The organism is Lacticaseibacillus songhuajiangensis (assembly GCF_003946025.1).
Lineage (GTDB): Bacteria > Bacillota > Bacilli > Lactobacillales > Lactobacillaceae > Lacticaseibacillus > Lacticaseibacillus songhuajiangensis.
Genome location: NZ_RHNR01000008.1, coordinates 21,227 through 44,697 on the forward strand (window position 1 = coordinate 21,227; position 23,471 = coordinate 44,697).

Genomic DNA, 23,471 nt, shown 5'->3' on the forward strand with positions numbered 1-23,471 from the left:
GAGGCAGAGAAATGAGTAAGCGACATGGATACTGGACTAAATGCCTCGTTTGCAATCGCAATTTTTTCTTGAGGTATGGGTGGCCTTACCAAGAAGACAACGGTGAGGCTTACTGCTCAAGCGATTGTGCACTAGAGGCTTATGAGGACGCCCTGTATGAAAGGATGGGATATTAGCAATGAGAGAGATTAAGTTCAGAGCGTTTCTAAATTCTAAATATTATGATAATCCGCGCATGAAGTCGTGGGAAGAGTTGCTAGAACAATACGATGCAATAGACATTTTCCAAAGAGACCTGATGACGTTAATGCAATACACCGGCCTACACGACAAGAACGGCCGGGAAATCTACGAGGGCGATATTTTAGATATTGGACTCCGAGATCAGGACGGCAAGCCGGTAGTGGCCCCGGTAAGCTACGAAGCATATCTCGCTGGATACGCACTCGACAATGAGGGCCACGGCATTTGGCAACGATTAGATGTAGATGGCGAGGTCATCGGTAACATCTTTGAAAATCCGGAGTTGCTGGGGGCGTCGAAATGACATTAGTAAAGCTAGACAGCGGGGACTACATCAACACGGAAGCAGTGGACTCAATTAAAGGTGGGGACGATCAATATCTTGTGATGCGTTGCGGTGACGTAATTAGTATCACTCCCGCCGACCGCGACCTTATCGTGGCTGAAATGAAATCTGAGCAAAAACTGCACAACTTAAAAATGATGGCATTACAGCGGGGGCTAATCGTTTGACCCGTTACCGCCTATACCGCCCAGAAAGTCGTGCGCCCGGTGGTCGCGAGTATCTGCACCACGTCGTAGCGTCAACAGGTGAGCGCCTAGCGGGTTTTGTCGAGTTACCAACACGATTAGACGCGGTTGAGTTTGAACCAGCCACAGGCCGTTATATGGATGCACAGAGATAAACGTTTGAGTAAAGAGGAAGTCGAATGAACCTTAACAATTATTTTCGCAACTGGTGGCATGATCTTTGATTGAAGTGATGATATTCGTAGCTTTGGTGGGCGTGTGGTTCTGGGCTAACTGGGAAAGGAGTGATGCGAAAGTGAGAAAGACAGCAGCTAACACTGTGAGCCCGTGGGATTACGACGCTTCTGTGGTTGAAGCCGACCATGTTTTGGAAGATTATCGCAGACGCAAGCAGCGGTCACGGGTGAAATCATTGCTCAAGTCGCCATCGCTTGATGGGATGCCAAGATCATCATCAATCGACAACACTATGGAAATAAAAATTACCAACAATTTAGACGATGAAGTGTATGTTGATCTATGCGAAAAGACAATCGAGTGTATCGAAGATGATACTAGGCGAAACATACTGATAGACTATTACATTAAGCGACCAATTGCTGTTGAACTGTTGATTGCTGATTCTGGATATAGTAAAGCCGGATACTATATTGCGCTAAAAGACGCATTGTATACGTTTGCCAGTATATGGCCGGCTGGTAGCCATGGCTTGTTAGTAGACAAAGAGTAGACAAAGAGTGGACATCTACTCTAAAATTGTGTGTTATTATTGTATCGTGCCAAAGGTGATGAGCCTGAGACACCGCGTTTTTCCTCCGAGGCCATTGCGATGGTAAGGCGTGGCAAATGGACTGGCCGATATAGCCAGGTGGGTTCGATTCCCGCATGCCACATTGTCCAGTTTAGCGACCGGACTAACAGTTTGCGATGATCCCATCTGACACTGGGAGAGCGAGCGGATCGCTGTGGCGGAATAGGTAGACGCTATGGGTGATAGACGAAGGCTTGGTGTCAAGGCAACGGTAAATGGCGGAACATAAATGGACTGAGTAGTTGCCAGCCTTAAAAAGTAGATGAATAGTAATTCGCCTGTGGAGTTAGTCAATTGTGGCCATATCCGTTCCTAAGTCATCTACAATGTGTCATGTCGGGTGCAAATCCCGACCAGCGATATTATGCCACTGAATTCCACAGGTACTCCTTTTTTGTAGTATTCCCGAACCAACTGGGGTACTATTTTTTTAGGAGGAAAATTCAATGACAGATAACGAAAAGGCAATTTTCAAGATTATAGTTTCCGATGGTGTAGAAGGTACGGGTCAGCCGGGCACTCCGCCGATGATAATTGGCCCTACGTTAACTCTTAATATGCCTGTTGTGCCAACTGCTCTTTCATTCAATGTAGCAGTTTTGGCATATAAAATGGATTTTTCAGAACCTCAAAAGCTTCAGTTATCCATTATTAGCCACGATAAGCCCACTGAAAGTATTCAGACGATAGCTGGCAATTTACCGGCGATGACAGGTCCTGTTGGAACGATGGTATTTAACTTCGGAGTGCATAACACCGTTTTTCATAAAGTTGGAGCATACGATGTTCTTGTTTCCCTTAATGATAAGGAAGTAGCACGAGATACCTTCTGGACAACAAACACGGGTTCAACTAATGGAACAAATAAAGACATTTCGAGAGACTAGTACTGGTAGAACAATTTGGCTGAACATGCCAGTTATGAAGGCTGCTACACCACTTATCATAGCAACGAGCATTATGATTGGGCAAAACCAACCGAGTCAGATTACCACTAATACTGGCCGGATGATTACTATAGAAGACACCAATAGTGCTTGGCATAAACCAATCAGCTTTTTACCGGAGGGGAATGTGATGGCTAAGGATGTTAAATCTTCGAATGGGAACAATGATTCATATAGCTTTGACCCCATTGATTACGGCAGGCTTTCTCAGCGAGTTGATTCAATGGACAAGAAAATCGATTCAATAATTGTAAGCCTTGATAAGCTACCAACAAAAGACTGGGTCGAAAATGAAACTAAAAACATTACAATTGAAAATCTTAAAAATGCCATTGGTGATTTACAAAAAGACCGAGATAAACGTGATCGACGGAATGTAGCAATAGTCACTATTGGCGCACCTATAATTTACAGTCTGTTAAAAATTGCTTTTGGGTTTTAGAAACAGAATCATAGAAAAACTTATAGCACTCCGCCAAACGGTGAGGTGCTATTTTTGTGCAACAAAAAGGCCCTCGCTCTGGGAAAACGAAGGCCAATCACTTTTTTGGAGTGTGAGAACGAACTCACTAAGTCATTGTAACACAATACTTATAATAGGCACATAAAAAAGCCCTCGGTTGGGGGACCGAGAGCCAAAGGAATGGGAAAAATGAAATTTAGCAGTAGCGATCGATTTTGGGAATCAAAGCTACTGCTCACAATTATTATATTTCAGGAGGCGAGTAGATGCAATGGACAGATGAACAGATCGGTGACATTAGGAAGCTCGCCTCTGAAGGCTTTACCAGACGCGAGACAGCCGACAAATGGACTGATGATATTGGCGTGGTTGCTCACAAAACGTTTGAGTTGGTCGAATACAGCGACCATGATACCTGTGCCATTTACTATGTGTGAGGTGATTTCATGGCTCAAATGGTAATGACAAATTTCGGCTACATGTCGAAGGCTGAGGCCTCAATCATCGGGAAACTCGCAAAAGAGGAAGCTCAGAAGAAAGCTCAGGAAGACAAGAAAAAGCGCGGGAGGTGTGGTGATATGTGATGACTCTCACAGTAAAACAGCAGAAGTTTGTCAGTGCTTATGTTGAGTCTGGAAATGCGACAAAGGCCGCACTGGACGCGGGGTACAGCAAGCGGACTGCACGGACAGTCGGCTCTCAAAACTTGGCAAAACTTGACATTAAATCGGCGATTGCCGACCGCATGAAGCAGATAGAGGATGCCAAGATTGCAAAGGCTGATGAGGTGCTGCGGTACTTGACCACGGTACTTCGTGGCGAGGCGACAGAGAGCGTCAACGTCGGCACATCAGACGGTGTGGTTACCATTGATGACAATCCACCCACGATTAAGGATCGCATGGCAGCTGGCAAAGAACTGCTAAAACGGTACCCAGACAGCGACGAACTACTTGAGGCTCAGGTACGCAGGGCTAAAGCAGAAGCTGATATTGCAGAGGCTCGTGCTGCTGATGCTACCGATGACGACCAGGACGGAGGCGTGACCATTGTCGATGACATCCCAGACACAGATGACACAGACACCACGCCAGCCGAAGACTGAGCTTAAACTCTCCGCGATGGTGCAGCCACATTTTTACACGTTCTGGCGCACCAAGCGGCCGTACAGCATCTTACTAGGCGGTCGTGGCTCTTTTAAGTCATCGACCACAGCACTCAAGCTTGTAAGTAAGGTTAAGCGCATGGCACAGGCTGGCCACAAGGCCAACGTCATTGTAGTACGTGAGAATGCCAACAACTTGCGCGACTCCGTGTACAACCAGATTATTTGGGCTATCACGCAACTGCACATGACAGCCGAGTTTGACTACCGTGTCAGCCCGATGACGATTACGCACAAGCGTACCGGCTCGACCTTTTACTTCTACGGTGCCGATAAGCCTGAAAAGCTCAAGTCCAATACAGTTGGTAACATCATCGCGGTGTGGTACGAAGAGGCGGCCAACTTTAAGGGGCCAGAAGTCTTTGACCAGAGCAACCCGACGTTTATCCGGCAGAAGTCACCTTACGTAGATCACGTGGAAGTTATCTGGACGTACAACCCGCCCAAGAACCCGTATGACTGGATTAATGAGTGGGTTGACTCCGTGCGAGGTGACTCCGACTATTTGGTGGACAAGAGCACGTACCTAGATGATGCGCTTGGCTTTACGACTAAGCAGCAGCTTGACCTCATCGCCAAGTACAAGGATAACGATTACGATTACTACTCGTGGCTGTATCTGGGCAAAGAGATTGGGCTGGGAACGACCATTTATAATATGGATCTCTTCCACCCAATCAAGGAGTTGCCGAGTGATGACCCGCTGTCGTGCTTATTTACCAGCATTGACGTGGGACATATGCAGTCGGCTACGGCCTGCAGCGTATACGGACTCACGGCTAAGGGCAAAGTCATTCTGCTGGATACGTACTACTACAGTCCAGCAGGGCAGTCAGTCAAAAAGGCACCCAGCGAGCTATCACCCGAAGTGCACGCGTTTATTGATGGCGTGCTCAAGCAGTATCCACGGGTCAAGCTGGTCAACATGACGATTGACTCGGCCGAAGGCGCGCTGCGTAACCAGTACTATCACGATTACGGCATTCGCTGGCACCCCGTCTCCAAGAAAGACGAGGCCACCATGATTGACTTTGTACAATCCTTGCTAGCACAGGGACGCTTTTACTATCTGGACACGCCGAACAATGCCGTCTTTATCGACGAGCACCGGCGCTACCAGTGGGACGAGAAGACTATGGAGTCGGACAACCCCAAGGTTGTCAAAAAGGATGACCACACGGTCGATGGCTTTAAGTACATGGTCATGGACAATGCTGACCGACTAAGACTAAAGGGGTGAGCACGTGGGACTTGTAAGCTTTGTCAAAAATCTATTGCGCAAAGGAGGTGCAAAGCTAGGTATGGTAGACCAACTTGGGTCCATTTTGGACCACCCAAAGATTGATATGGACGCTGGTGAGTATGACCGTATTGCAGCCGACCGACGTTACTTTGAGGGCGACTTTAAGCTGATTCACTACCTCAACACGGAGCACCAGCTAAAAAAGCGGCCATATGTGAGTCTCAACATGCTGCAGGTTATCTGTCGACGCATGGCAAGTCTCCTGTACAACGAGCAGGCCAAAATCACCGTGGACACTTCCAATTCGAGTGGTGACAGCGATGACGCTAAAGCCGATATCAAAGACGCCGCTAACGACTTCGTGCAGAAGGTACTCGGCGACAATGACTTCAATAAAAATTTTGAGTACTACTTGGAGAGCTGTCTGGCACTTGGGGGCTTGGCCATTCGGCCGTATGTAGATCCCGTGACCAAGAGTATCAAGCTGGCATGGGCACAGGCACCAACTTTCTACCCGCTTAAGGCTAACACCAACAACATTAGCAGCGCCGCCATTGCCACACACAGTGAGCGCACGGAAAACGGCTCGCAGGCGTACTACACACTGCTTGAGTTTCACGAATGGCAGGCTGACCAGTACACGATTACTAATGAGTTGTACCGCTCAGATAGCAAGGCCAGTGTGGGGCTGCGGGTTCCACTAGGCGACATCTACCCAGACTTAGCAGAGACGGCCAACCTAGACACCAGCGTCTTCACACGGCCGCTCTTCGTGTACCTCAAACCGGCAGGATTCAACAACCGCAACTTGTCCAGTCCCCTTGGCGTGGGTATCGCTGATAACGCGCGCAACACACTACGGCAAATCAACGACACCTATGACCAGTTCAACTGGGAGGTTAAGATGGGCCAGCGGCGGGTGTTAGTGCCTGAGTCCACAACGCAGACATTCCAAACCACGACCAAGGACGGCAAAGAGCAGCTCGAACAGGTCTTTGACCCTGACCAAAACGTCTTCCTTAAGGCCAATCTTGGCATGGACAACGACACGATTACCGACCTGACGTCTGACATCCGTGCGACTGATTACATTGCCAGTCTCAATCACTTTTTAAAGACGCTGGAGATGCAGGTTGGTTTGTCCGTCGGTACCTTTAGCTTTGACGGTGCAGGCGGGCTCAAGACTGCTACAGAGGTCGTCAGTGAGGACTCACAGACGTACCAGACTCGTAACTCGCACCTGACCATGGTCGAGCGCGCTATCCAAGAGCTGTGTGTCAGCATCTGCCAACTTGCATCTGGGACTGTCATCGACGGTCAGCGGCTATACAGTGGCCCACTGCCGACGGTTGACCAGGTGTCGGTGGACTTTGACGATGGTGTCTTTACCGACAAAAAGGCCACAGCCGATTACTGGATCGCGCTTAAGGCTGCGGGCATTGTGCCTGACTATGTGGCCACCGCTCGCATCCTTGGTATCAGCGAGGAGCGTGCTAAAGAGATGCTTGCCGAGATTGCCGATAAAACAGCCGCTGAGGTAGACCCGCACGAGGCTGGCATGTTTGGTGACACCGACAGTCCAAACGGCACAGACGGGCAGCAGGATGGCGGAGGCGATGACTAATGGCCAAGCCGACCCAGCGCCAACTCGATTTAGTCCAAAGTGACGCCATAGATCTATACGAGCACCTGGAGCAGAAGATGTTCCGGCTATTTGCCAAGTATCTGACCCGCAACGGGGTGCCCAAGGATGACGCCAGCACCACGGACGTGCTCAAGTGGCAGATTAGCCGCCTGAGTGAGCTGCACATGCTCAATAGGGAAGCGGTGACCGAGGTCAGTAAGACCACAGGCATCGCGGAGCGCAAGCTGAGGCACCTTTTTAATGACCTCGGGTACAAATATGCCCAAGGCGAGTACAAGCGCGTTAGCGACGCCACAGGTAGCGGTGTCGAGCCTGCTAATATTGACCAACTTATGGGCGGTTACCTCAAACAGACTTTTCTGGAGCTCGACAACACCGTCAATCAGACGCTGCTGACAACCAATTACGGTGAAAACGCCGTGACCAACACGTATCAGCAAATTGTCAAAGAGTCGGTTGCTGATGCAATCACTGGTGTGCGCACCCCGCAGCAAGCCATTTGGGACACAGTGCTCAAGTGGCAGCAAAAGGGGCTGGACACTGGCCTGATTGACAAGGGTGGCCACCATTGGGGCATCGCTTCTTATGCGCGGTTAGTCGTGGGCACTACTACAAACCGTGCATTTCAGGCGGTGCGTGACAAAGCGGCTGAGGACAACGGCATCGACATCTTTTTGATGTCCTCGCATGCCGCGTCTCGTGAGGCCTGTGCCACGATACAAGGCAACCTGGTCACAACACGACCAGAAGACTTTGAGACTGACACCCACGAGCACGTATACGCTCTGGACAACTGGGGCTACGGCGAGCCCGGGGGCACATTCGGTATTAACTGCCGCCATACCAAGTGGGCATATGTGCCGGGGGTCAATACGAATGGCCTGACGCAGTATGATCCACAAGAAGCGGTGGCCAACGGTGAGACGCAGGCTCGACAGCGTGCACTTGAGCGCCAAATCCGCAAGTATAAGCAAAATGCGGAGCTAGCCAGTGATATGGGCGACGAGCAGGGAAAGAAGCATTATCAACTCCTTGTTCGCCGCAATCAGGCTGCAGTCCGAAAGCTTGTCAAAGATAATGACTTTTTACGTCGAGATTATTCACGTGAGAAGGCTGAACCGGGGTATAATAAGAGTACAGATAGCAATCGGCTCTCAGCCAGTGCTCGTCATGTCCGTGCACAAATTGCAAGTGGCGCATGGGGCAAGTTAATAAACCCCGAGAAACAGGCACCACATATGGAGTCGACACATTTGCCCGGCAAAAGTTATCTTTTTGATTCCGAGAATCCTCAGCAACTATTGGACGAGTATTCTGGGACGGGGCAGTTAAACGTTCAGAAAGATGGCAAGCTCGGCAATGTGGAAACAGTTCAAACCAATCACGTGCTTGGCATTGATGCTGAGTCAGGTGAAGAAGTGCAGTGGATGAAAATTCATCACTCGAAAGCTCGTACTCACATTGTTCCAATCAAGATAAATCGTGGAGGTGATAGTAATGGATCTAAGTAAATTTCTTGGACAGAATGTTGTTGTAGCAACCACAGATGGCCAAAAGTTCGAGGGCGTCGCTGCGGTATACGAAAGCGCGGAAGACTCCGATGATGGAATTCCGAGTCTCGACATCTATCACACAAAGCAATTTCCTAACAATCCACTAACACTCACTGAGTCCGAAATTATCAGTATCGAGGTGAACTAACATGGCGAAAGATGATTATTTCGTTGTTGCTTATCAATTACTGGGGTGGCTATATTCACGGCTGAAAAAAGGTGAAACCGCAGCGTCGGCTGCTGAACTAATGCAGTTCGGTGCTAATATCGTCCCAAGCTATTGGATGTTCATTCTTCGAACGCTGAGTGATGAAGGATACATTAGTGGAGTCGAATATACCGAATCCTTTTCAGGACCGGAGCTTAATACTAGCGGTGTAAGCATTACCGTGAAAGGTATTGAGTATCTATTTAGCAACACGATGATGGAACGTGTGAAGAAAACATTAAAAGATATTAAGGACATAGTTCCGTATATGTAGCGTCTGCGATTTTGCGGGCGTTTTTTTGTACCCAAATCGGCTCCTGAGCACGAGCCTAATAAACTGCTCTTTTTTGTGCCCAAATCCATGCGGGAGCCGACCCGCTCACCAACGGCTTAGGAGATAGACATGAAGACTCAAGAACTCAAAGATGCAGGACTTACTGACGAGCAGATTACTAAGGTGATGGCACTGAATGGCCAAGACATCAACCCACTCAAGGAGCAGCTTACAGCCGCAGAAGGCGACCGTGATGCTTACAAGAAGCAGGTGGAATCCACGACCAGTCAGCTGACCAAGCTCCAGAAGGACAACGAAGGCAACGACGATTTGAAACAGCAGATTGCTGAACTCAAGAAGTCAAGCGCCGCCGAACTCAAGCAGACACGCATTGACGCGGCTACCGAGGTTGCTTTGACCAAGTCCGGAGCACGGAACGCAACGGCCGCACGTGCACTGCTCGACATGAGCAAGGTGGACGTCGGCGATGACGGCAAGGTGACAGGCATTGATGACCAGCTGGAGGCACTCAAGACGAGTGATGACTCCAGCTTTTTGTTTGCCGAAGCTAAGCCAGCAGAACCAGCCAAGCCTGCTGAACCAGCACAGCCAAACACTCCACCAATCACCACCGCCGGTAACCCTGCACCTGCAGGTTCAAACCAAATTGACTTTGCTAGTGCCAGTTACGAAGAAGTAGCAGCGGCACTGGCAAGTGGTTCCGAAGAATAGAAAGGACTGATTTTTAATGGCATTTCCAAACGCAAATACTACTGATGCTACGTCTCAAATTGACCCAGAGGTCATGGCCACAATGATTGTGGCCCAGTTGCCTAAGGCCATTAAGTTTACCGGCATCGCCACAACTGACGACAAGCTTGTCGGTGTACCAGGTAGCACAATCACTGTCCCACACTGGGAATACATCGGCGATGCTGTAGATTTCGCAGAAGGTGAAAAGATTGACTACAGCAAGCTCAAGAACGGTACCACCACCACGACAATCAAGCGTGCCGGTAAGGGTACCGAAGTTTCTGACATGGCTGTCCTGACTGGCTACGGTGAGCCGAAGACCGAAGCTGCACGCCAACTTTCCATGTCCATCGCATCCAAGGTGGACAACGATTGCCTTGATGCACTGCTTAATGCGCGTCTTAGCATCAGCCACCCCGAACCTGATCTCGACCTTTTCGACGCGATTGAAGCTGCGTTTGAAGACGACACCGATGAAAAGAACTTTGAAGGTGCCAACTCTGACACCGGCGTCCTGATTATCAACAAGAAGGATTACGCAAAGCTGCGAAAGGCTGCGGCTGACGACTGGACACGTAACAGCGAACTCGGTGACAAGATTCTGGTGAGCGGTGTTCTCGGCGAAATCTTTGGCTGGCAGATTATGACCAGCCGCAAGGTGCCGGTCGGTACGTACCTGGCCGTAAAGCAGGGTGCGCTATCCATCACCATGAAGCGTGGAGTGCAAGTCGAAACTGAGCGCGACATCGACTACAAGACCACCAAGGTCAACGTAGACGAGTACTACGGCGTATGGCTGCAAAACGACACGCGTGCACTAGTAGTCAACAAACCAGCAGCCGCAGGTGACGGAACAGAAGACCCAAAAGCCTAGCCCCGACTGTCGGGGCTGCTAAGGTCGGAACAGCAAAATTAGGAGGTAAGTAAGTATGGCTTACACACCAAACACATGGAAAGACGGTGACGTCATCACCGCCGACAAGCTCAATGCGCTCGAACAGGGCGTAGGTGCTGTCAAGGACGGCACTCCAGGCAAAGACGGTGACGATGGTGCTCCAGGCGCTAAGGGCGACCCAGGTGCTGCGGGGAAGAATGCCCCAACCATCACTGCCATCGCACTCACGACTACGGACGGCAAGGTGACTGCTGGAACTGCCACACTCAGTGACAAGTCCACGGTGGCCATCACCGTCACAGAAGCCGCAGCGGGCTAAGGAGGCGGTCTAAATGGCATACGTCACTCAGGATGAGTACATCCAGGCAATGCACGTAGTAGACGCGCCTGATGGCTTTGACCGGCTGGAGGCGCGTGCCGAAGACTACCTCGATGACCTCACTCGCAATTACTACCGCTACCATGAGCTGGCAGATGACCGTTTTCCGTTGCGGGCAACACGCTTTAAGCGGGCGATAATGAGGCAAATTGAGTACATGGCCACCAGCGGCATTACGTCGCAAGACCAGGCATCACGGCAAGAGGCCAGCGAGCAGCAGGTCATGGGACGGACAACCGTCACAAAAACTTACCAGACTGCAGGTGGCCTCGACACCACAGCTATGTCTGTCATCAGCGCCGACGCCATTGCCGCACTAAGCGGCACCGGACTGCTGTATAGGGGGATCCCGTATGCTCGATATTAATCCGCAGTGGCTTGTCCACATGGCCAGCATCGCTAAAACAGTGGACTCGGAGGGCTGGGACGGTCAAAAGTACGCTGACCCAATCGAGCTGCCAAAGGTGCGGGTCGACAAGGGTGCTGTGTACTCCGGCTCCGGTAATAGCCGAGTCAAGACTGCAAATGCTGTGGTCTACGTATACCCCAAGTACTGTCCAGGGGTGCCGTACCTCGATGATGACTGGCTCAATGCTCAGGTCGTCTATGACGGTAAGCCGCACATCCTGACTAATATCATCGTCAACACGGCCACAGACTCGGAAGACGTCTTTAGCTACGAGCTGGAGGTGATGTAATGGGCATCACAGTCGATATGAGCGATGCTGCTGGTGTCATGGACAAGCTGAGTGAGCAAACGTTCGGTAAAGGCATGACAGCAGCCGTGTCACAGGTGGCCTTTGAGCTCAATGACAATGGCACCGGGGTCGTACCAAAAGACCTCGGCAATTTGCGTGACCACTCCACACCCGGAGACACCGGCATTGAGTACAACGAGCCATACGCCCGCGCGCAGTTTAACGGCGGTTACACCAACGCTAATGGCACCAAGGTCGAATTCCACCACTATACGGAGCCCGGCACGGGACCGCACTGGGATGAGGCCATTCAGAAAAACGACCAGAAGATGGCACGCATCAAAGAAGCCTACCTGAAAGGACTGGGAATATGAACGACGTTTTTAAGATGCTGGTCGACGGCATCAACGCACAACCCGACTTACCGCAAAAGGTGAAGCCGGGTTTTTTGCAAGCAGACGACGCTTTTGGTCTCTACCCGACTAAGAGTGGGCAGACCGTGGACGAAGACTTTGCGGGCAACCAGGAGAAACGACTTTATTTTGAGGCCGCTATCCGGACGAAGGAGCAAGGGCTGGGCAACATCCTTATGTGGCTAGTCTCAACCTACATCGACCAGCTGACTGACCTACCTTCTGACAGCTTCCGCTTTTTGAGGGCGGAGGCCACATCAGAACCAGCGATTAGCCAGGCCGATCTGCAAGGCTACGTGGTCTACAGCTTCGATTTTGCGGTCAATATCATGGTCAACAAGTACCAAAAATAGAAAGGAATGATTTAAATGGCAACTCCAGATACATCTGCTGCTCCAACCAATATTGGGGGATTTGCCCTCAACTGGCAGAACGGCTTTGAAATTGACGTTTCCGGCACAAAGGATCCCGCGAAGGCCGAAAATGCCAAGTGGGAAAAGCTTGCTGCTGGTATCAACAACTTCACCCCGTCTCTGAACGAGACGGCTACTAATGACGTCTACATGGACGGCGAAGGTTTCGGCTCTACTGACGTCACCGGCAAGCGGCTCCAGATTGCCTTCACCGGTCACCGTCTCGAAGGCAACGCGGCGCAGGACTACATCGCTAGTCACGTACTCGATATCGGGGACAAGCTCAAGACTCTGGGCCGCTGGACCCAGACTGACGGCGCCACAATCGTTGGTCAGGTTACGCTCTCCGACATTGTGACCTCTGGTGGTGCACCAGGGGCTAAGCAGACGCTGTCCTTCAATATGGCCTTCAACGGCAAGCCAGTATACACGCCTAAGGACGTGACACCGGCTGGCGACGGCACGGAGACGACCCCAAAAGCGTAACCCCGACTGTCGGTTCGGCTAAAGTCGGGGACGCAACTCTCTAGCAGACAAAACACCGCCTAACCAATGACAGCAGTACGCGCAAGCGGGCGGGTATACCACACAGGAGGTAATCATATGAGTAAAATTATTGACTTGAACGACATCTTGAAGACGGAAGCCACCTTCACATACAAGGACAAGGAATACGTTTTTAAGTTTGACGATGCCAGCGACCGCGCTTTGCAGGAAGTATGGATTAAGGCCACCGCGTATGCTACGGAGCTTAGTAAGGACGAAGGCGAGCTGGACAAGAAGCCAGTTGAAGAGCAGGTTAACGCGCTCACTGACGCCATGGACAAGCAGCATCAAATCGTCATGGAATACTTTGTGTCCCAGATTGGGAAGACGAAGGCAGAAACCCTTTATAAGGATCTCGGCAAGTCCACGAACGGACTGATGTTTGTACTTGGTCTGGTTAAGCGCGAATCCGACAAGGCCATTGAAGACGCCCAGGAAGCAACCTACCCAGAGTTTGACGGCAATGATTAGTCTGACGCGCCAACTGCCGTGGTACTGGTCAATCAACGGTAAGCAGTACAAGGTCAACATGACTTTTGACAATGTTTTGCGATGGTATCAGCTGCTAGATGATGAGAGCAAAACCGATGGTCAACGCGCGGTGATTATGTGGCGCATGTTTGTCAATGCAAGTGACGTGGATGCCAAGGGTCGTGAGAAAGCAATCGTTGAAATTGGCGACTACATCCGCAAGCGGCCATATCACTTGCCTGAGGACGCCGTAGCAGACCCGTCAGGCGATTATGCGGACGAACGCAGCTACTCGTACACGCAGGACGCTCCAGCTATCTGGTCGTCCATTTTGGCGGAGTACGGAATAGATTTAGAAAGAGAGGAAGGCAAGCTGCACTGGGCGAAGTTTCAAGCGCTCTTGGACGGCTTGCCTTCTTCGTCGTATTTCCAGCGAATCATTGCGATTCGGCAGCGTTCGCGCACTGGCCTGGAGGGTGAAGAACTCACCAACCTAGTGCAGGCACAAGAGTACTTTGCACTGGACGAGTATCGCTCAGTTGCACGGCAAAACCAGCAGATGAATGACATCTTGTCCGCGTGGGCGGCGACAGCAGAACCAAAGTAAAGAAAGGGGGCATTACGTATGGCAGATGAAGGCAAAATCAGCATTGAGGTCGAACTCAAAAATAAGCAGCAGTTGCTTAGCGATGCCAAGCAGGTGGACAAAGTACTCAAAAGTTTTGGCTCACAAACCGGTGCAAAGATGGACGAGGCCGCTAAAAAGAATGCCGAGTCTGCAATTCGAGCCCTAAACAAAATCCCCAAAGAGGTTAAGACTAAGCTCCTGACCGAGGCCAAAGAAGCCGGCATCAAGAACTTTGACGAGAAGCTAAAGCGTCTACCAAAGTCTAAGCAGGTCGAACTCCTGACCAAGGTGCAAGACGGCAAGGCCGTTGACTTTAAAAAGTTAATTCACGAAATTCCCAAGCACACCGAAACCACGGTCAAGGCAAAGGACGAGGCCTCCGCTCCGCTCAGAAATGTGCGCGAGGAAACCCACAAGACTAGCTCCGGCTTTAAGCATCTCAAAGAGATCATGGCTGGGTCACTTGCTGCAGGTCTTATCCAAAATGCGCTGGGTGCAATCACCACGGGGCTGAAAGAAGCCTATACAGCTGGGATGGACTACAACAAGGAGCAGGACACCATGCGCACCGTGTGGAAGTCCCTGACCACGGAAGCTCCTAAGGACGGCCAGCAGCTGGTGGACTACATAAACAAGTTGGGTCAGTCCACCATTTACTCCACAGGCACTATTAACGAAATGGCACAGAGTTTTTACCATGTCCATTCCAACGTTAAAGAGACCAAGGACTGGACAGACGCCTTCGTAGCCCTTGGGTCTACCTTGCACATGTCAAACGACGCACTGGCCGAATCTGGTGAGCAATTTGCAAAGATTGTTGCGGGTGGCAAGGCCTCTGCGGAAGATATGGCCGTCATGATTAACCGGTTCCCGATGTTTGGGGAAGCTCTACAGCAGGCGACCGGCAAAAGCATGAAGCAACTCTACGCTATGTCCGCAGCTGGCAAACTCTCTGCAGAGCAGTTCACCCAAACACTTGATTTTCTGGGTAAGAAGTACGCCAGCGGTACTAAAGAAGCGATGACCTCATTTATGGGCATGGGGATGTTTATCCACTCAAAATTTAGCGTTTTGATGGGTAAAATCACTAGCTCGGCCTTTGAAATGTCGAAGTCGGCAATGACTGACATCCAGAAGCTCCTGTCAGATGACATGATGGAAAAGTATGCGTCTGGCATTTCTAAGGCGATGTCAATAGCGCTGAGCGCAATCATCAAGTTGCTGGACTACGTTGCTGACAACAAAGATGTGCTGGTGGACATCATCGGTAACCTCTTTAAGATTGGCGGCATCATCGGCTCTACCATCTGGCACACGGCCTACGAATTTATCACCAGTCTGGCCAAGGCATTTGGACTAGTCGATGAGAGCGGTAAGTCCGCAAAAGACCCACTTGAGACAATCGACGAAATCCTCAAAAACTTAGTCGCACACCGCGAGGGTATCGAAATGCTAACCAAAACTTGGTTGGCATTTTTTGTTACCAGCAAAATTTTAAGCTGGATTAAGACCGTCAATGATGCACGTAAGGCTATCACTGAGATGGGCATTGCTACAAAGATTTTTGGTGATGGCTCTGGTGGCGGCATCAGCCTGCCTAGCTTTGGCAAAAAGGCGGGCACCAGTGCTGCTAAAGGGGCGGCCGAAGATGTGGTCGAGAGTGCTGCAACCAGCAAAGGATTTTTAAGCAAGATTACCGGCTTTTTCCGGGGTGGCAGTGGCAAGGCTGTTTCCGAGGGTGCTGACCTCATGGAGGACGTATCCAAAGGCAGCAGCACGCTGGGACGCGTGTCTAAATTTAGTGGTGCCATTAAGGGCGTCGCAGGCGTCGGTGCGGTTATTACGGCACTCTCTGGCCTAACGACATTGCTCGGTTCCACTAAAAAGACTATTGGTAAAAACGCCGGTGGTGTGCTTGGTGGTGCTGGTGCCGCGTACGGTGGCGGTGCTGCGGGTGCTGCTATCGGTACCGCCATCTTGCCTGGCATAGGTACCGCAATCGTTGGCGGCCTTGGTGCTGCTATCGGCAGTGCGGCCGGAACGTCAGTCGGCAAGAAGCTCGGCAAGCAAATTCAAGACGGCGTGCAGCAAGCATTTCACCCCAAGCTCGATGATGGTGTGACTAAGTCCACCAACAAGCTCAAGGGCGGCATGAAGGGCTTTGTAAAGTCCTACCAAGACGGCACTAACGAGATCAACAAGGACATGATTTTGCTGGGCAGTCAGTCCGGTAAGTCCGCTGAGACCACGAAAAACAATCTCAACAAAGCCTTGTCCGGCATGTCTTCAAACGTGGACAAGTACTACAAGGGCAAGGAGTTGCAGTCCAAGAAAGACCTCGCTTTGCTGGTCAAGAATGGGTCAATCACCCAGCAACAGGCTGACAAGGAACTCAAAAAGGAAAAGCAGAAGGACTCCGAAGGCGCGAAGAGCATGAAAAATGCCTACGCCAACATGTCGAAGGAAACGGCCAAGTACTACAAAGACCGTGACAAGCTCTCCAAGAAAGACCAGAAGTCCGAAAAAAAGGCCGTGGACTACATCAAGTCTGTGCGTCAGCGTGAAAAGGACTACCTTATCAGCATCGGCAAGTTGCGTACCAAGTCCGAGCGTGATGCATTCGACAAGAAGACAGCTGAAAAGGTTGCTGCTGAAAGACAGAAATTCCAGGAAAAGAAGGACAAGGATCTACTTGCCCTGACCAAGAACTACAAGAAGAACATGAAGACGCTTGAGTCCCAGGCCGATTCTGACACCTACGCCGCCATGAAGGTGAACGCAGGTAAGCAGAAAGACCTACTCAATGACTTGTCTCATTCCAAGAAGAAGCTGTCCCAGAAAGCGATGACGCAAGCCATTGCTACCTCCGCTAAGGAACGTGATGCAGTCGTCAAGGCTGCTAACGACACCTACGACAAGGTCAAGGACGCGGCCAACAAGAAGTACAAGGACACCGTGGCCGCCGCTGATAAGGAGTACTACGAGAACCACACAATCTCCAAGAAGCAGTATGACGCGATTGTCGGTAATGCCAAGAAGGAACGCAACGATACTGTTAGTGCTGCCAAGGATCAGAAGGACAAAGTCGTCAAGCATGCAAACGAGCAGCACAAGCAGGTTGTGGAGCAAGCAACCAAGCAGGCCGGTGAGCATGTACAATCAGTCAACTCCGAGACCGGACAGGTTAAGGGGTTGTGGGACAAGTTTGTGGACTCGGTGGCTGGCATTTGGAACAAGCTCATTGATGCCTGGAACTGGATTGGCAAATTGTGGGGCAAGAAGGCCACGGGACACTGGAAACGGTATGCCGTTGGTACTGGCGGCACCAAAGAAGACCAGTTTGCAGTCGTCGGTGAAGAAGGCTTTGAGCTGGCGCACCACCCGTCCATGGGTATCTTCCCAGTCGGGGTAAACGGCATGGAGACAACATTCTTGCCACAGGGTACCAGTATCCTGCCACATGCCCAGTCCGAACGATTCATGGAAATGGCCGGAGCACTGCCGCATCACGCGGATGGTGTTTTCGGCACGATTCAAGATATATGGGACAAGGCTAAGAAGACCGTTTCTGGCATCGGCTCCGAGATTGCGTCCGGCATCGGGTCGGCAGCCAAATTTATTTCCAAGGGTGTATCTGGCGCGTGGGACTGGGTCAAGGATAAGACCGGTTTGACCAGCATCACCAAAAATGGTGGTGAGATGGCCAAGATGAAAAATGAATTTGGTTCTGGCGCGGTCAAAGACATCAAGTCCGGCTTTCTTAAGACTTTTACTGGCCTCTTTAAAAAGGCCAAGGAAGACCAAGAGGACTCCGCCGAAGGTGCCAAGGGCAGTTACAGCCCAAGCATGATTAAAAAGGCCGCTGCGGCCATGGGCGTGAGTCCTGACGCTAATTTCATCAAGCTGCTGCAAGCGACTATCCAGTCGGAATCCGGCGGCAAGAACGTCATGCAGGGTATCCACGACCGCAACTCGGGCGGCAACGAGGCTCGGGGCATTTTGCAGTACGTGCCCGGCACGTTCATGAATTACGCGGCGAAGGGGCACACCAACATCTGGAGTCCTTACGACCAACTGCTGGCCTTCTTCAACAACTCGGACTGGCGCAATTCCATCGGGTGGACAACCATCTGGGGTACACATAAGGTCGATTGGCTGCATTCTGGCCCTCAAGGTGGTCGTCGCCTCGCATGGGGTGGCCGCTTTGATAAGGCGACACCGGCAGTCATTGGCGAAGATGGCACCGAGTACGCTATCAACGTCACCAAGCCAAATGCGGACGAATTACTGGCCGCGGCTATCGAAGAGCGCGCTAAGTATGACCAGGACGGCTTCTTTGCCAAGACGTTGGCGGATGTGCACAGTGCGCAGGCACAGCAGACACAAGCTGCCGCGACCATTCCTAGCTTTACGTGGGGTGGCAGTGACACAAGTACCAAGTCAAGCGGCACTACGTCGAATGATGACGGTACAGACACTGCTTCGGCAGTTGGCGCAGTTGCTGGTAGCCTAAAAGTCTACAGCACACTAAATATTGACGGGAGGGCTTTTGCTAAGGCAACTGCCAAGGCAACTAGCGAAGCATTAGCAAAATTCTTGGCACGGCAAAGGAAGGGGAAGATTTAATGACCGGTAAGCCATACGATATTACGTACAACGGGCACTCCAGCCTGGAGTACGGCCTGCGGCTCCTGGACAATCAAATGGTGTGGAAGTCGCCTCCGCGAACCCGCACCCTGACACAGGTGCCGAATTTGTCTATTGATCGCGTTTATAGCGAAGACCGATACGAAAATATCACGGAGAGCTTTCCATTTGTGCTACAGCGCATTGGCAGCTCTCTTTTTGTACAGCGCATGGCCATCAGCGACTGGCTCCAGCCGGTTGATGACTATATGCGATTAGACTTCTCGGAGCTGCCAGATTACCACATGATGGCAGTCCCTAACTCTAACGGCGACCTGACGCGAGAGGCGGCATGGCGAGGCAAGCTCACGCTCGACTTCTCCTGTCAGCCCTGGGCATACCGGAATGGTGGTGAGGTGTACACCAGTGCACCGCTCATCGTCAATCCAGAGGCTTTTGAGTCGCGGCCGCTTATCCATCTAGTAGGTACGGGGACATGCACAGTGACCATCAACGACATCGACTACACGGTTAATGATGCCGCCGGGGATGTGTACCTAGATAGCGATCTACAGGAGGCTTATGACGCTGACAAGCAGCGTTTTAAGTCGGTTGTGCTCCCTGACTACGACTTTCCGGTGTTATTGCCGGGCGACAACAAAATTGCATACAGCGATGGCGTAACAAGTTTGGAGGTGATGCCACGATGGCGGAGGCTACTGTAAGCCCACTTAATATCAAGATTACCGGTTTTAGCGATGAACAGTTGGCCACGCTTGGCATCGACAAGAGCACGGCCACAGATGGGTACGTTTCTATCAACATTGACTCACTCACGACCGCGCAGCGTGCCTTACTCAACGAGGTCGTGCCGGGGTCAATTCCCACGGTACACCTTAAAGTGACCGGCTTTACTGATACTCAGCTCGCAGGGCTGGGTATCGACAAAAGCAAGGTCACAGACGGCTATGCTGACATCGACACTGCCACACTGACGGACGACCAGCTAAAGGGGTTGGGACTGGTAAAGCAGACTACCAGCACTGGTAGTACTCAGGTCGTTATCGACTCTGATCCAATTAAGGCAAACGACAACGAGGATGCGCCCGCAACGGACGTGGCCGCGATTGGCAATTATTCGCCGACGGAGGATAAACCCGACTACGCCTCTATGGACTGGATGGACGCCCCAACGCTTTACGAGACGTCCGCAGCTGATTTACTGACTACGGGACTGGCACTACTTAGTGAGGCCACAACGACCGTCAGTGAGGCTACATCGGCACCGTATACGTTACAGCTGTCCTACCCACTTAATGGGCCGGATGCCAACGAGCTCCAAATGGACCGCATCATCATGGCTGACGCAGGGTATAAGCTCAAACGTCAGCTTTTTCGGATTGACACCATCGAGCCAAACGTGCCGTCTAGCGGTGAGGCCACAGTCGAGGTCAAGGCGACGCATGTTGCTGGTGACATCCTCAACAACGTGCTCAAAAAGGACGTGGTGCTCTCCAATGCCACGGCCACGCAGGCATTTTCTGCGGTGCTGGACGCGCTGGTCGAGCCAATGCCACGGGTGACTTATACCAGTGACATCATGACCATGGCCAACGTCAACTGGACTAAAGGCACGACCATCGAGGACATTATGTTCGGCCGTTCTGCTGGTGGCACCGATATGGAGACACTGTACGACGGTGAGTGGTCCTTTGACAACTACAACATGACCTTTAACCACTCGGCGGGTGAAAACACACAGATGCTCATCCGCCCTGGTAAAAACATGCTGACGTACAGTTCCAGCAACACGCTGGACGATGTCGTCACTGCCATCTACCCTTATGCGACTTACACGCCGGGTGAGGATGGTGCACCAGGTGACAAGTCCAACATTGCGGACTACTCAGGTGTCGGCACGGTGCAATGGGTCGGCAAAGGATCAGTACCAATTTGGGACACCCCATTTAAGGGGCAAAAGAAGACCGGAAAAGAGCTGCAAAACGGCTCATACTTTAAGACCTTTTCGGTGGTCAGCGAAGGCAGTGTCAACGGCAAAACATGGTACTGCCTTGGTGGTAACCAGTGGATTGATGCGACTTACTTTACTTTTAGTAAATCGGGTGATTACAGCATTGATTTGGCCTCCAACAAGGCCATTGGCCAGGGCACAATCGGGTACAATCTTGATAACGCCCAGTCTAAGCGGCATATCTCTAACCTGCGCGCTGTCGGCACGGTGAATTATGCCGGTAAGGGCAAGGTGGCCGTTTGGAACAACCCATTTAAGCCGCACAAAGTCATCAAGTACGAGGCCAACGGGAGCAGCTGGAAAGTATTTCAGCATGCAACTGACGAAAATGACCACATCTGGTACAACATAGGCCGTGGTCAGTGGATAGACTCCAACTACTTAGTCTTTAGTAAAACGAACGACTACGAAACTCAGATTGCAAGTGATGCCCGCATCGGGTACCTGCACATTGTGGGTCATCAAGTCAAAACGACTTCCGTAGTCGTCACTGGCCGGTACAAGTCCGGCAAGAAAAAGGGCAAGGTCAAGACCACCAAAAAGGTCACCAAGACGCAAGTCGGTGCCGAGGTATACACAAAGCCTGGCTCTGCTGGTAAAAAGACCGGTAAGGTGCTACCTGTCAAAAGCCGGTGGCGCGTCTTTGGCGTCGCTGATGGTGGTGACGGTAACACCTGGTACGACCTGGGCCGTGGTCAGTGGGTCAAGGATGATGACGTCAGCTTTAACGGGCAAAAGGACGTTGAGCCCAAGGCACCTGAAAAAAAAGATGATGAGCAAGAACCTGGCGTAGCCATCGTGTATGACAACCCAGGCATCAAGGGCAAGCCGACTGGCAAGCAGATCAAGTCAGGAACACAGTGGAAGATTTTTGGCCAAGCCACAACCGCGGATGGCACCTGGTACAACCTGGGTGGCAGTCAGTGGATTGATGCCAACTACATGACCTTTGACAAACCAACGGACGTGGAACCAAACACGGGCGGCGGCACGGGTGCGGAGCCAGAAGAACAGACGGTCACGCTGGACGAGGTCATGATGACGGCAGCAGGTGCTGAAAAGTACGAGCATCAGCATTTGGAGGCTGTGGATCTATCCGGTTACGGCGTGTATGACCAGGACACCTTGCGAGAGGTGGCCAAGGCTTATATGTCCGACAACCAAGTCGGTCACTTGACCTACACACTGACTGTGACCTTTGAAGAGTTTACCGGCGAGTTTGCCGGACTATCCGAGGTGGGTATGTACGACCAAGTAGTCGTCTACCTGCCACAAATGGCGGGTGACAGTGCAGGCGAAGTAATCGCCGTTGAGTGGGACGTGAACCGGCACAAGCCGTCTAGCGTCTCTATTGGCAGCCGTCCAGCTCAAATAACCAATCTCATGCAAAAGTACGCTAAGGACGCGGAAGACAACGCCAATTCGGCAACGAGTCAGGCAGAAGCGGCCGCACAGGCCGCTGTGGACGCCTCGCGTAGCGCCATGCAAGAGTGGATGGATGAGCAGCTCGGTAAAGTCGTAGACGGCTTTAACACCAAAGCGGACGCCTTTGAAGATAGGGTGGCCACGGCAGAGAAGACTGCCGACAAGCGGGATAAAGATCTACGCGACGAGCTAAGCAATTTTGACAAGGACATTGACGCTAAGTTTACGACGTACAAGACCGGCTTTGATGCCAAGGTATCCGCGTTGGACGGGCGTCTATCTGAAACTACGCAGACCATTAGTGAGGTGCAGACGCTTGTCCAAGACCCCACGACAGGTCTATCTAGTCTTAGTCGGCAGCTTGCTAATCTTATCAAAACACAAGTTACCGGTGATGATCTCACCAGTCTCCGTGAGCAGACCGAGTCACTCATCGAAGACAAAATCACTGGCGTCAACGGGCAGTACAGCAAGCTAGCGCAGATGGTTGATGGTATCGAGAGCAGTGTCGGTGATGGCACCGTGGACAGCCGCATCTTGCAGATGAAGAACGAAATCGGGTCCGAAATTCGGGATACAAAGTCGCAGGTCACGGCACTTATCGACCAAAAGGTCGAAGACGGTATCGGGTCCATCTCACTTGTGGTCAAGGACCGAACGGATGGCAACATCGGCCTGATGATCCAAGGCGGTGACGGTAAGACCGGTTCAACAGCCATTCTTAATGTGGCCAAGGCCTTTGCCAACAACCTGCAAGCACTCGGCTCACTCTCCATGGACGATGGCACGGGTACCGGCACCGGGACGGCTATTAGCCGCTTTGGTGTGACGGTCACCGGCGGTAGTAAGCCAACCATCCAGATTGGCTCACCATCCAAAAAAAATGGTATTTTGGGCATCTTTGGTGATGCCTTTATACACGGCGGCGTCAACTTTAAGACTGCGTCCAGCACCGACATTAACGGCGGTGACGGGGTCAATGTTAAGTACCTTGCCAATGGCTTTGATGGGGCTGGCCTGTACGTCACATTCGGTGGCGGGTCATACTGTCTTGTCAATTACCAAGGCAAAACAAATGTGGCCTACGCAAAGGCTACCTAATCACAGGA

Annotated in this window: 25 protein-coding genes and 1 pseudogene; all 26 read left to right on the plus strand. The window is 51.4% G+C overall.

Annotated features, from left to right (window positions below; translation table 11 throughout):
• The first annotated feature begins 178 nt into the window (after positions 1-178).
• The 26 genes and pseudogenes from EKM97_RS03560 to EKM97_RS03675 all read left to right on the plus strand — a co-directional run bounded on the left by EKM97_RS03560 (position 179) and on the right by EKM97_RS03675 (position 23,463).
• On the plus strand, positions 179-547 hold the full coding sequence (locus tag EKM97_RS03560) for a YopX family protein (RefSeq protein ID WP_125570911.1): 369 nt from the start codon (positions 179-181) through the stop codon (positions 545-547).
• Positions 544-756, plus strand: a complete 213-nt coding sequence (locus EKM97_RS03565; protein ID WP_125570912.1) for a hypothetical protein — start codon at positions 544-546, stop codon at positions 754-756. Before EKM97_RS03560 ends, EKM97_RS03565 begins: the two co-directional genes overlap by 4 nt.
• Before the next feature lie 238 nt (positions 757-994).
• On the plus strand, positions 995-1,504 hold the full coding sequence (locus EKM97_RS03570) for a hypothetical protein (RefSeq protein WP_125570913.1): 510 nt from the start codon (positions 995-997) through the stop codon (positions 1,502-1,504).
• Between the two features lie 527 nt (positions 1,505-2,031).
• Positions 2,032-2,472 (plus strand): hypothetical protein, encoded by a 441-nt coding sequence (locus tag EKM97_RS03575; RefSeq protein ID WP_032780193.1) that lies wholly within the window; start codon positions 2,032-2,034, stop codon positions 2,470-2,472.
• Positions 2,441-2,974 carry a hypothetical protein gene (locus EKM97_RS03580; protein ID WP_125570914.1) on the plus strand — a complete coding sequence of 178 codons (534 nt, stop codon included), beginning with the start codon at positions 2,441-2,443 and terminating at the stop codon, positions 2,972-2,974. The genes EKM97_RS03575 and EKM97_RS03580 overlap by 32 nt, the downstream gene beginning before the upstream one ends.
• A 287-nt stretch (positions 2,975-3,261) precedes the next feature.
• Positions 3,262-3,342: pseudogene (locus EKM97_RS12260) on the plus strand (GcrA family cell cycle regulator); the annotation flags it as partial.
• Positions 3,343-3,441: 99 nt separating this feature from the next.
• On the plus strand, positions 3,442-3,579 hold the full coding sequence (locus tag EKM97_RS11905) for a hypothetical protein (RefSeq protein ID WP_164507425.1): 138 nt from the start codon (positions 3,442-3,444) through the stop codon (positions 3,577-3,579).
• A complete protein-coding gene (locus EKM97_RS03585) occupies positions 3,579-4,100 on the plus strand; it encodes a terminase small subunit (RefSeq protein WP_125570915.1) in 522 nt (173 codons plus the stop codon). Before EKM97_RS11905 ends, EKM97_RS03585 begins: the two co-directional genes overlap by 1 nt.
• Positions 4,051-5,400 carry a PBSX family phage terminase large subunit gene (locus EKM97_RS03590; RefSeq protein ID WP_225419204.1) on the plus strand — a complete coding sequence of 450 codons (1,350 nt, stop codon included), beginning with the start codon at positions 4,051-4,053 and terminating at the stop codon, positions 5,398-5,400. Before EKM97_RS03585 ends, EKM97_RS03590 begins: the two co-directional genes overlap by 50 nt.
• Positions 5,401-5,461: 61 nt before the next feature.
• Positions 5,462-7,027 (plus strand): phage portal protein, encoded by a 1,566-nt coding sequence (locus EKM97_RS03595; RefSeq protein ID WP_191985981.1) that lies wholly within the window; start codon positions 5,462-5,464, stop codon positions 7,025-7,027.
• Entirely contained in the window at positions 7,027-8,559 is a 1,533-nt protein-coding gene (locus EKM97_RS03600) for a phage minor capsid protein (RefSeq protein WP_164507426.1), read from the plus strand. Before EKM97_RS03595 ends, EKM97_RS03600 begins: the two co-directional genes overlap by 1 nt.
• A complete protein-coding gene (locus EKM97_RS03605) occupies positions 8,546-8,749 on the plus strand; it encodes a hypothetical protein (protein ID WP_125570917.1) in 204 nt (67 codons plus the stop codon). Before EKM97_RS03600 ends, EKM97_RS03605 begins: the two co-directional genes overlap by 14 nt.
• 1 nt (position 8,750) lies before the next feature.
• A complete protein-coding gene (locus EKM97_RS03610; protein ID WP_125570918.1) occupies positions 8,751-9,083 on the plus strand; it encodes a YjcQ family protein in 333 nt (110 codons plus the stop codon).
• A 129-nt stretch (positions 9,084-9,212) separates the two neighbouring features.
• The gene (locus tag EKM97_RS03615; protein ID WP_125570919.1) at positions 9,213-9,815 is read left to right on the plus strand and encodes a phage scaffolding protein; all 603 of its coding nucleotides are present in this window, start codon (positions 9,213-9,215) and stop codon (positions 9,813-9,815) included.
• Positions 9,816-9,831: 16 nt separating this feature from the next.
• Positions 9,832-10,710, plus strand: coding sequence for a N4-gp56 family major capsid protein (locus tag EKM97_RS03620; protein WP_125570920.1), 879 nt, complete (start codon positions 9,832-9,834; stop codon positions 10,708-10,710).
• A gap of 55 nt (positions 10,711-10,765) precedes the next feature.
• Positions 10,766-11,050, plus strand: a complete 285-nt coding sequence (locus tag EKM97_RS03625) for a hypothetical protein (RefSeq protein WP_125570921.1) — start codon at positions 10,766-10,768, stop codon at positions 11,048-11,050.
• Positions 11,051-11,063: 13 nt separating this feature from the next.
• Positions 11,064-11,477 carry a head-tail connector protein gene (locus tag EKM97_RS03630; protein WP_125570922.1) on the plus strand — a complete coding sequence of 138 codons (414 nt, stop codon included), beginning with the start codon at positions 11,064-11,066 and terminating at the stop codon, positions 11,475-11,477.
• Positions 11,464-11,808: a putative minor capsid protein gene (locus tag EKM97_RS03635; RefSeq protein WP_125570923.1), complete on the plus strand. Its 345-nt coding sequence runs from the start codon at positions 11,464-11,466 to the stop codon at positions 11,806-11,808. The genes EKM97_RS03630 and EKM97_RS03635 overlap by 14 nt, the downstream gene beginning before the upstream one ends.
• On the plus strand, positions 11,808-12,182 hold the full coding sequence (locus EKM97_RS03640; protein WP_125570924.1) for a minor capsid protein: 375 nt from the start codon (positions 11,808-11,810) through the stop codon (positions 12,180-12,182). The genes EKM97_RS03635 and EKM97_RS03640 overlap by 1 nt, the downstream gene beginning before the upstream one ends.
• Entirely contained in the window at positions 12,179-12,574 is a 396-nt protein-coding gene (locus tag EKM97_RS03645) for a phage tail terminator protein (RefSeq protein WP_125570925.1), read from the plus strand. The genes EKM97_RS03640 and EKM97_RS03645 overlap by 4 nt, the downstream gene beginning before the upstream one ends.
• Positions 12,575-12,589: 15 nt before the next feature.
• Positions 12,590-13,120: a phage tail tube protein gene (locus tag EKM97_RS03650; RefSeq protein WP_125570926.1), complete on the plus strand. Its 531-nt coding sequence runs from the start codon at positions 12,590-12,592 to the stop codon at positions 13,118-13,120.
• 117 nt (positions 13,121-13,237) lie between these two features.
• Positions 13,238-13,651, plus strand: a complete 414-nt coding sequence (locus EKM97_RS03655; RefSeq protein ID WP_125570927.1) for a hypothetical protein — start codon at positions 13,238-13,240, stop codon at positions 13,649-13,651.
• Positions 13,644-14,258 (plus strand): Gp15 family bacteriophage protein, encoded by a 615-nt coding sequence (locus tag EKM97_RS03660; RefSeq protein ID WP_125570928.1) that lies wholly within the window; start codon positions 13,644-13,646, stop codon positions 14,256-14,258. Before EKM97_RS03655 ends, EKM97_RS03660 begins: the two co-directional genes overlap by 8 nt.
• 18 nt (positions 14,259-14,276) lie before the next feature.
• Positions 14,277-18,905, plus strand: coding sequence for a tape measure protein (locus EKM97_RS03665; RefSeq protein WP_125570929.1), 4,629 nt, complete (start codon positions 14,277-14,279; stop codon positions 18,903-18,905).
• Positions 18,905-19,630 (plus strand): hypothetical protein, encoded by a 726-nt coding sequence (locus EKM97_RS03670; protein WP_125570930.1) that lies wholly within the window; start codon positions 18,905-18,907, stop codon positions 19,628-19,630. The genes EKM97_RS03665 and EKM97_RS03670 overlap by 1 nt, the downstream gene beginning before the upstream one ends.
• The gene (locus tag EKM97_RS03675; RefSeq protein WP_125570931.1) at positions 19,612-23,463 is read left to right on the plus strand and encodes a phage tail spike protein; all 3,852 of its coding nucleotides are present in this window, start codon (positions 19,612-19,614) and stop codon (positions 23,461-23,463) included. The genes EKM97_RS03670 and EKM97_RS03675 overlap by 19 nt, the downstream gene beginning before the upstream one ends.
• Positions 23,464-23,471: the final 8 nt, after the last annotated feature.

What these genes read in the sequence shown, in the direction of transcription:
- EKM97_RS03560 (WP_125570911.1), top strand. Translation starts at nt 179, where the DNA reads ATGAGAGAGATTAAGTTCAGAGCGTTTCTAAATTCTAAATATTATGAT.
- EKM97_RS03675 (WP_125570931.1), top strand. Translation starts at nt 19,612, where the DNA reads ATGGCGGAGGCTACTGTAAGCCCACTTAATATCAAGATTACCGGTTTT.
- EKM97_RS03655 (WP_125570927.1), top strand. Translation starts at nt 13,238, where the DNA reads ATGAGTAAAATTATTGACTTGAACGACATCTTGAAGACGGAAGCCACC.
- EKM97_RS03605 (WP_125570917.1), top strand. Translation starts at nt 8,546, where the DNA reads ATGGATCTAAGTAAATTTCTTGGACAGAATGTTGTTGTAGCAACCACA.
- EKM97_RS03575 (WP_032780193.1), top strand. Translation starts at nt 2,032, where the DNA reads ATGACAGATAACGAAAAGGCAATTTTCAAGATTATAGTTTCCGATGGT.
- EKM97_RS03660 (WP_125570928.1), top strand. Translation starts at nt 13,644, where the DNA reads ATGATTAGTCTGACGCGCCAACTGCCGTGGTACTGGTCAATCAACGGT.
- EKM97_RS03585 (WP_125570915.1), top strand. Translation starts at nt 3,579, where the DNA reads ATGACTCTCACAGTAAAACAGCAGAAGTTTGTCAGTGCTTATGTTGAG.
- EKM97_RS03565 (WP_125570912.1), top strand. Translation starts at nt 544, where the DNA reads ATGACATTAGTAAAGCTAGACAGCGGGGACTACATCAACACGGAAGCA.
- EKM97_RS03620 (WP_125570920.1), top strand. Translation starts at nt 9,832, where the DNA reads ATGGCATTTCCAAACGCAAATACTACTGATGCTACGTCTCAAATTGAC.
- EKM97_RS11905 (WP_164507425.1), top strand. Translation starts at nt 3,442, where the DNA reads ATGGCTCAAATGGTAATGACAAATTTCGGCTACATGTCGAAGGCTGAG.
- EKM97_RS03650 (WP_125570926.1), top strand. Translation starts at nt 12,590, where the DNA reads ATGGCAACTCCAGATACATCTGCTGCTCCAACCAATATTGGGGGATTT.
- EKM97_RS03610 (WP_125570918.1), top strand. Translation starts at nt 8,751, where the DNA reads ATGGCGAAAGATGATTATTTCGTTGTTGCTTATCAATTACTGGGGTGG.
- EKM97_RS03635 (WP_125570923.1), top strand. Translation starts at nt 11,464, where the DNA reads ATGCTCGATATTAATCCGCAGTGGCTTGTCCACATGGCCAGCATCGCT.
- EKM97_RS03665 (WP_125570929.1), top strand. Translation starts at nt 14,277, where the DNA reads ATGGCAGATGAAGGCAAAATCAGCATTGAGGTCGAACTCAAAAATAAG.
- EKM97_RS03670 (WP_125570930.1), top strand. Translation starts at nt 18,905, where the DNA reads ATGACCGGTAAGCCATACGATATTACGTACAACGGGCACTCCAGCCTG.
- EKM97_RS03595 (WP_191985981.1), top strand. Translation starts at nt 5,462, where the DNA reads ATGGTAGACCAACTTGGGTCCATTTTGGACCACCCAAAGATTGATATG.
- EKM97_RS03625 (WP_125570921.1), top strand. Translation starts at nt 10,766, where the DNA reads ATGGCTTACACACCAAACACATGGAAAGACGGTGACGTCATCACCGCC.
- EKM97_RS03600 (WP_164507426.1), top strand. Translation starts at nt 7,027, where the DNA reads ATGGCCAAGCCGACCCAGCGCCAACTCGATTTAGTCCAAAGTGACGCC.
- EKM97_RS03630 (WP_125570922.1), top strand. Translation starts at nt 11,064, where the DNA reads ATGGCATACGTCACTCAGGATGAGTACATCCAGGCAATGCACGTAGTA.
- EKM97_RS03590 (WP_225419204.1), top strand. Translation starts at nt 4,051, where the DNA reads ATGACATCCCAGACACAGATGACACAGACACCACGCCAGCCGAAGACT.
- EKM97_RS03615 (WP_125570919.1), top strand. Translation starts at nt 9,213, where the DNA reads ATGAAGACTCAAGAACTCAAAGATGCAGGACTTACTGACGAGCAGATT.
- EKM97_RS03640 (WP_125570924.1), top strand. Translation starts at nt 11,808, where the DNA reads ATGGGCATCACAGTCGATATGAGCGATGCTGCTGGTGTCATGGACAAG.
- EKM97_RS03580 (WP_125570914.1), top strand. Translation starts at nt 2,441, where the DNA reads ATGGAACAAATAAAGACATTTCGAGAGACTAGTACTGGTAGAACAATT.
- EKM97_RS03645 (WP_125570925.1), top strand. Translation starts at nt 12,179, where the DNA reads ATGAACGACGTTTTTAAGATGCTGGTCGACGGCATCAACGCACAACCC.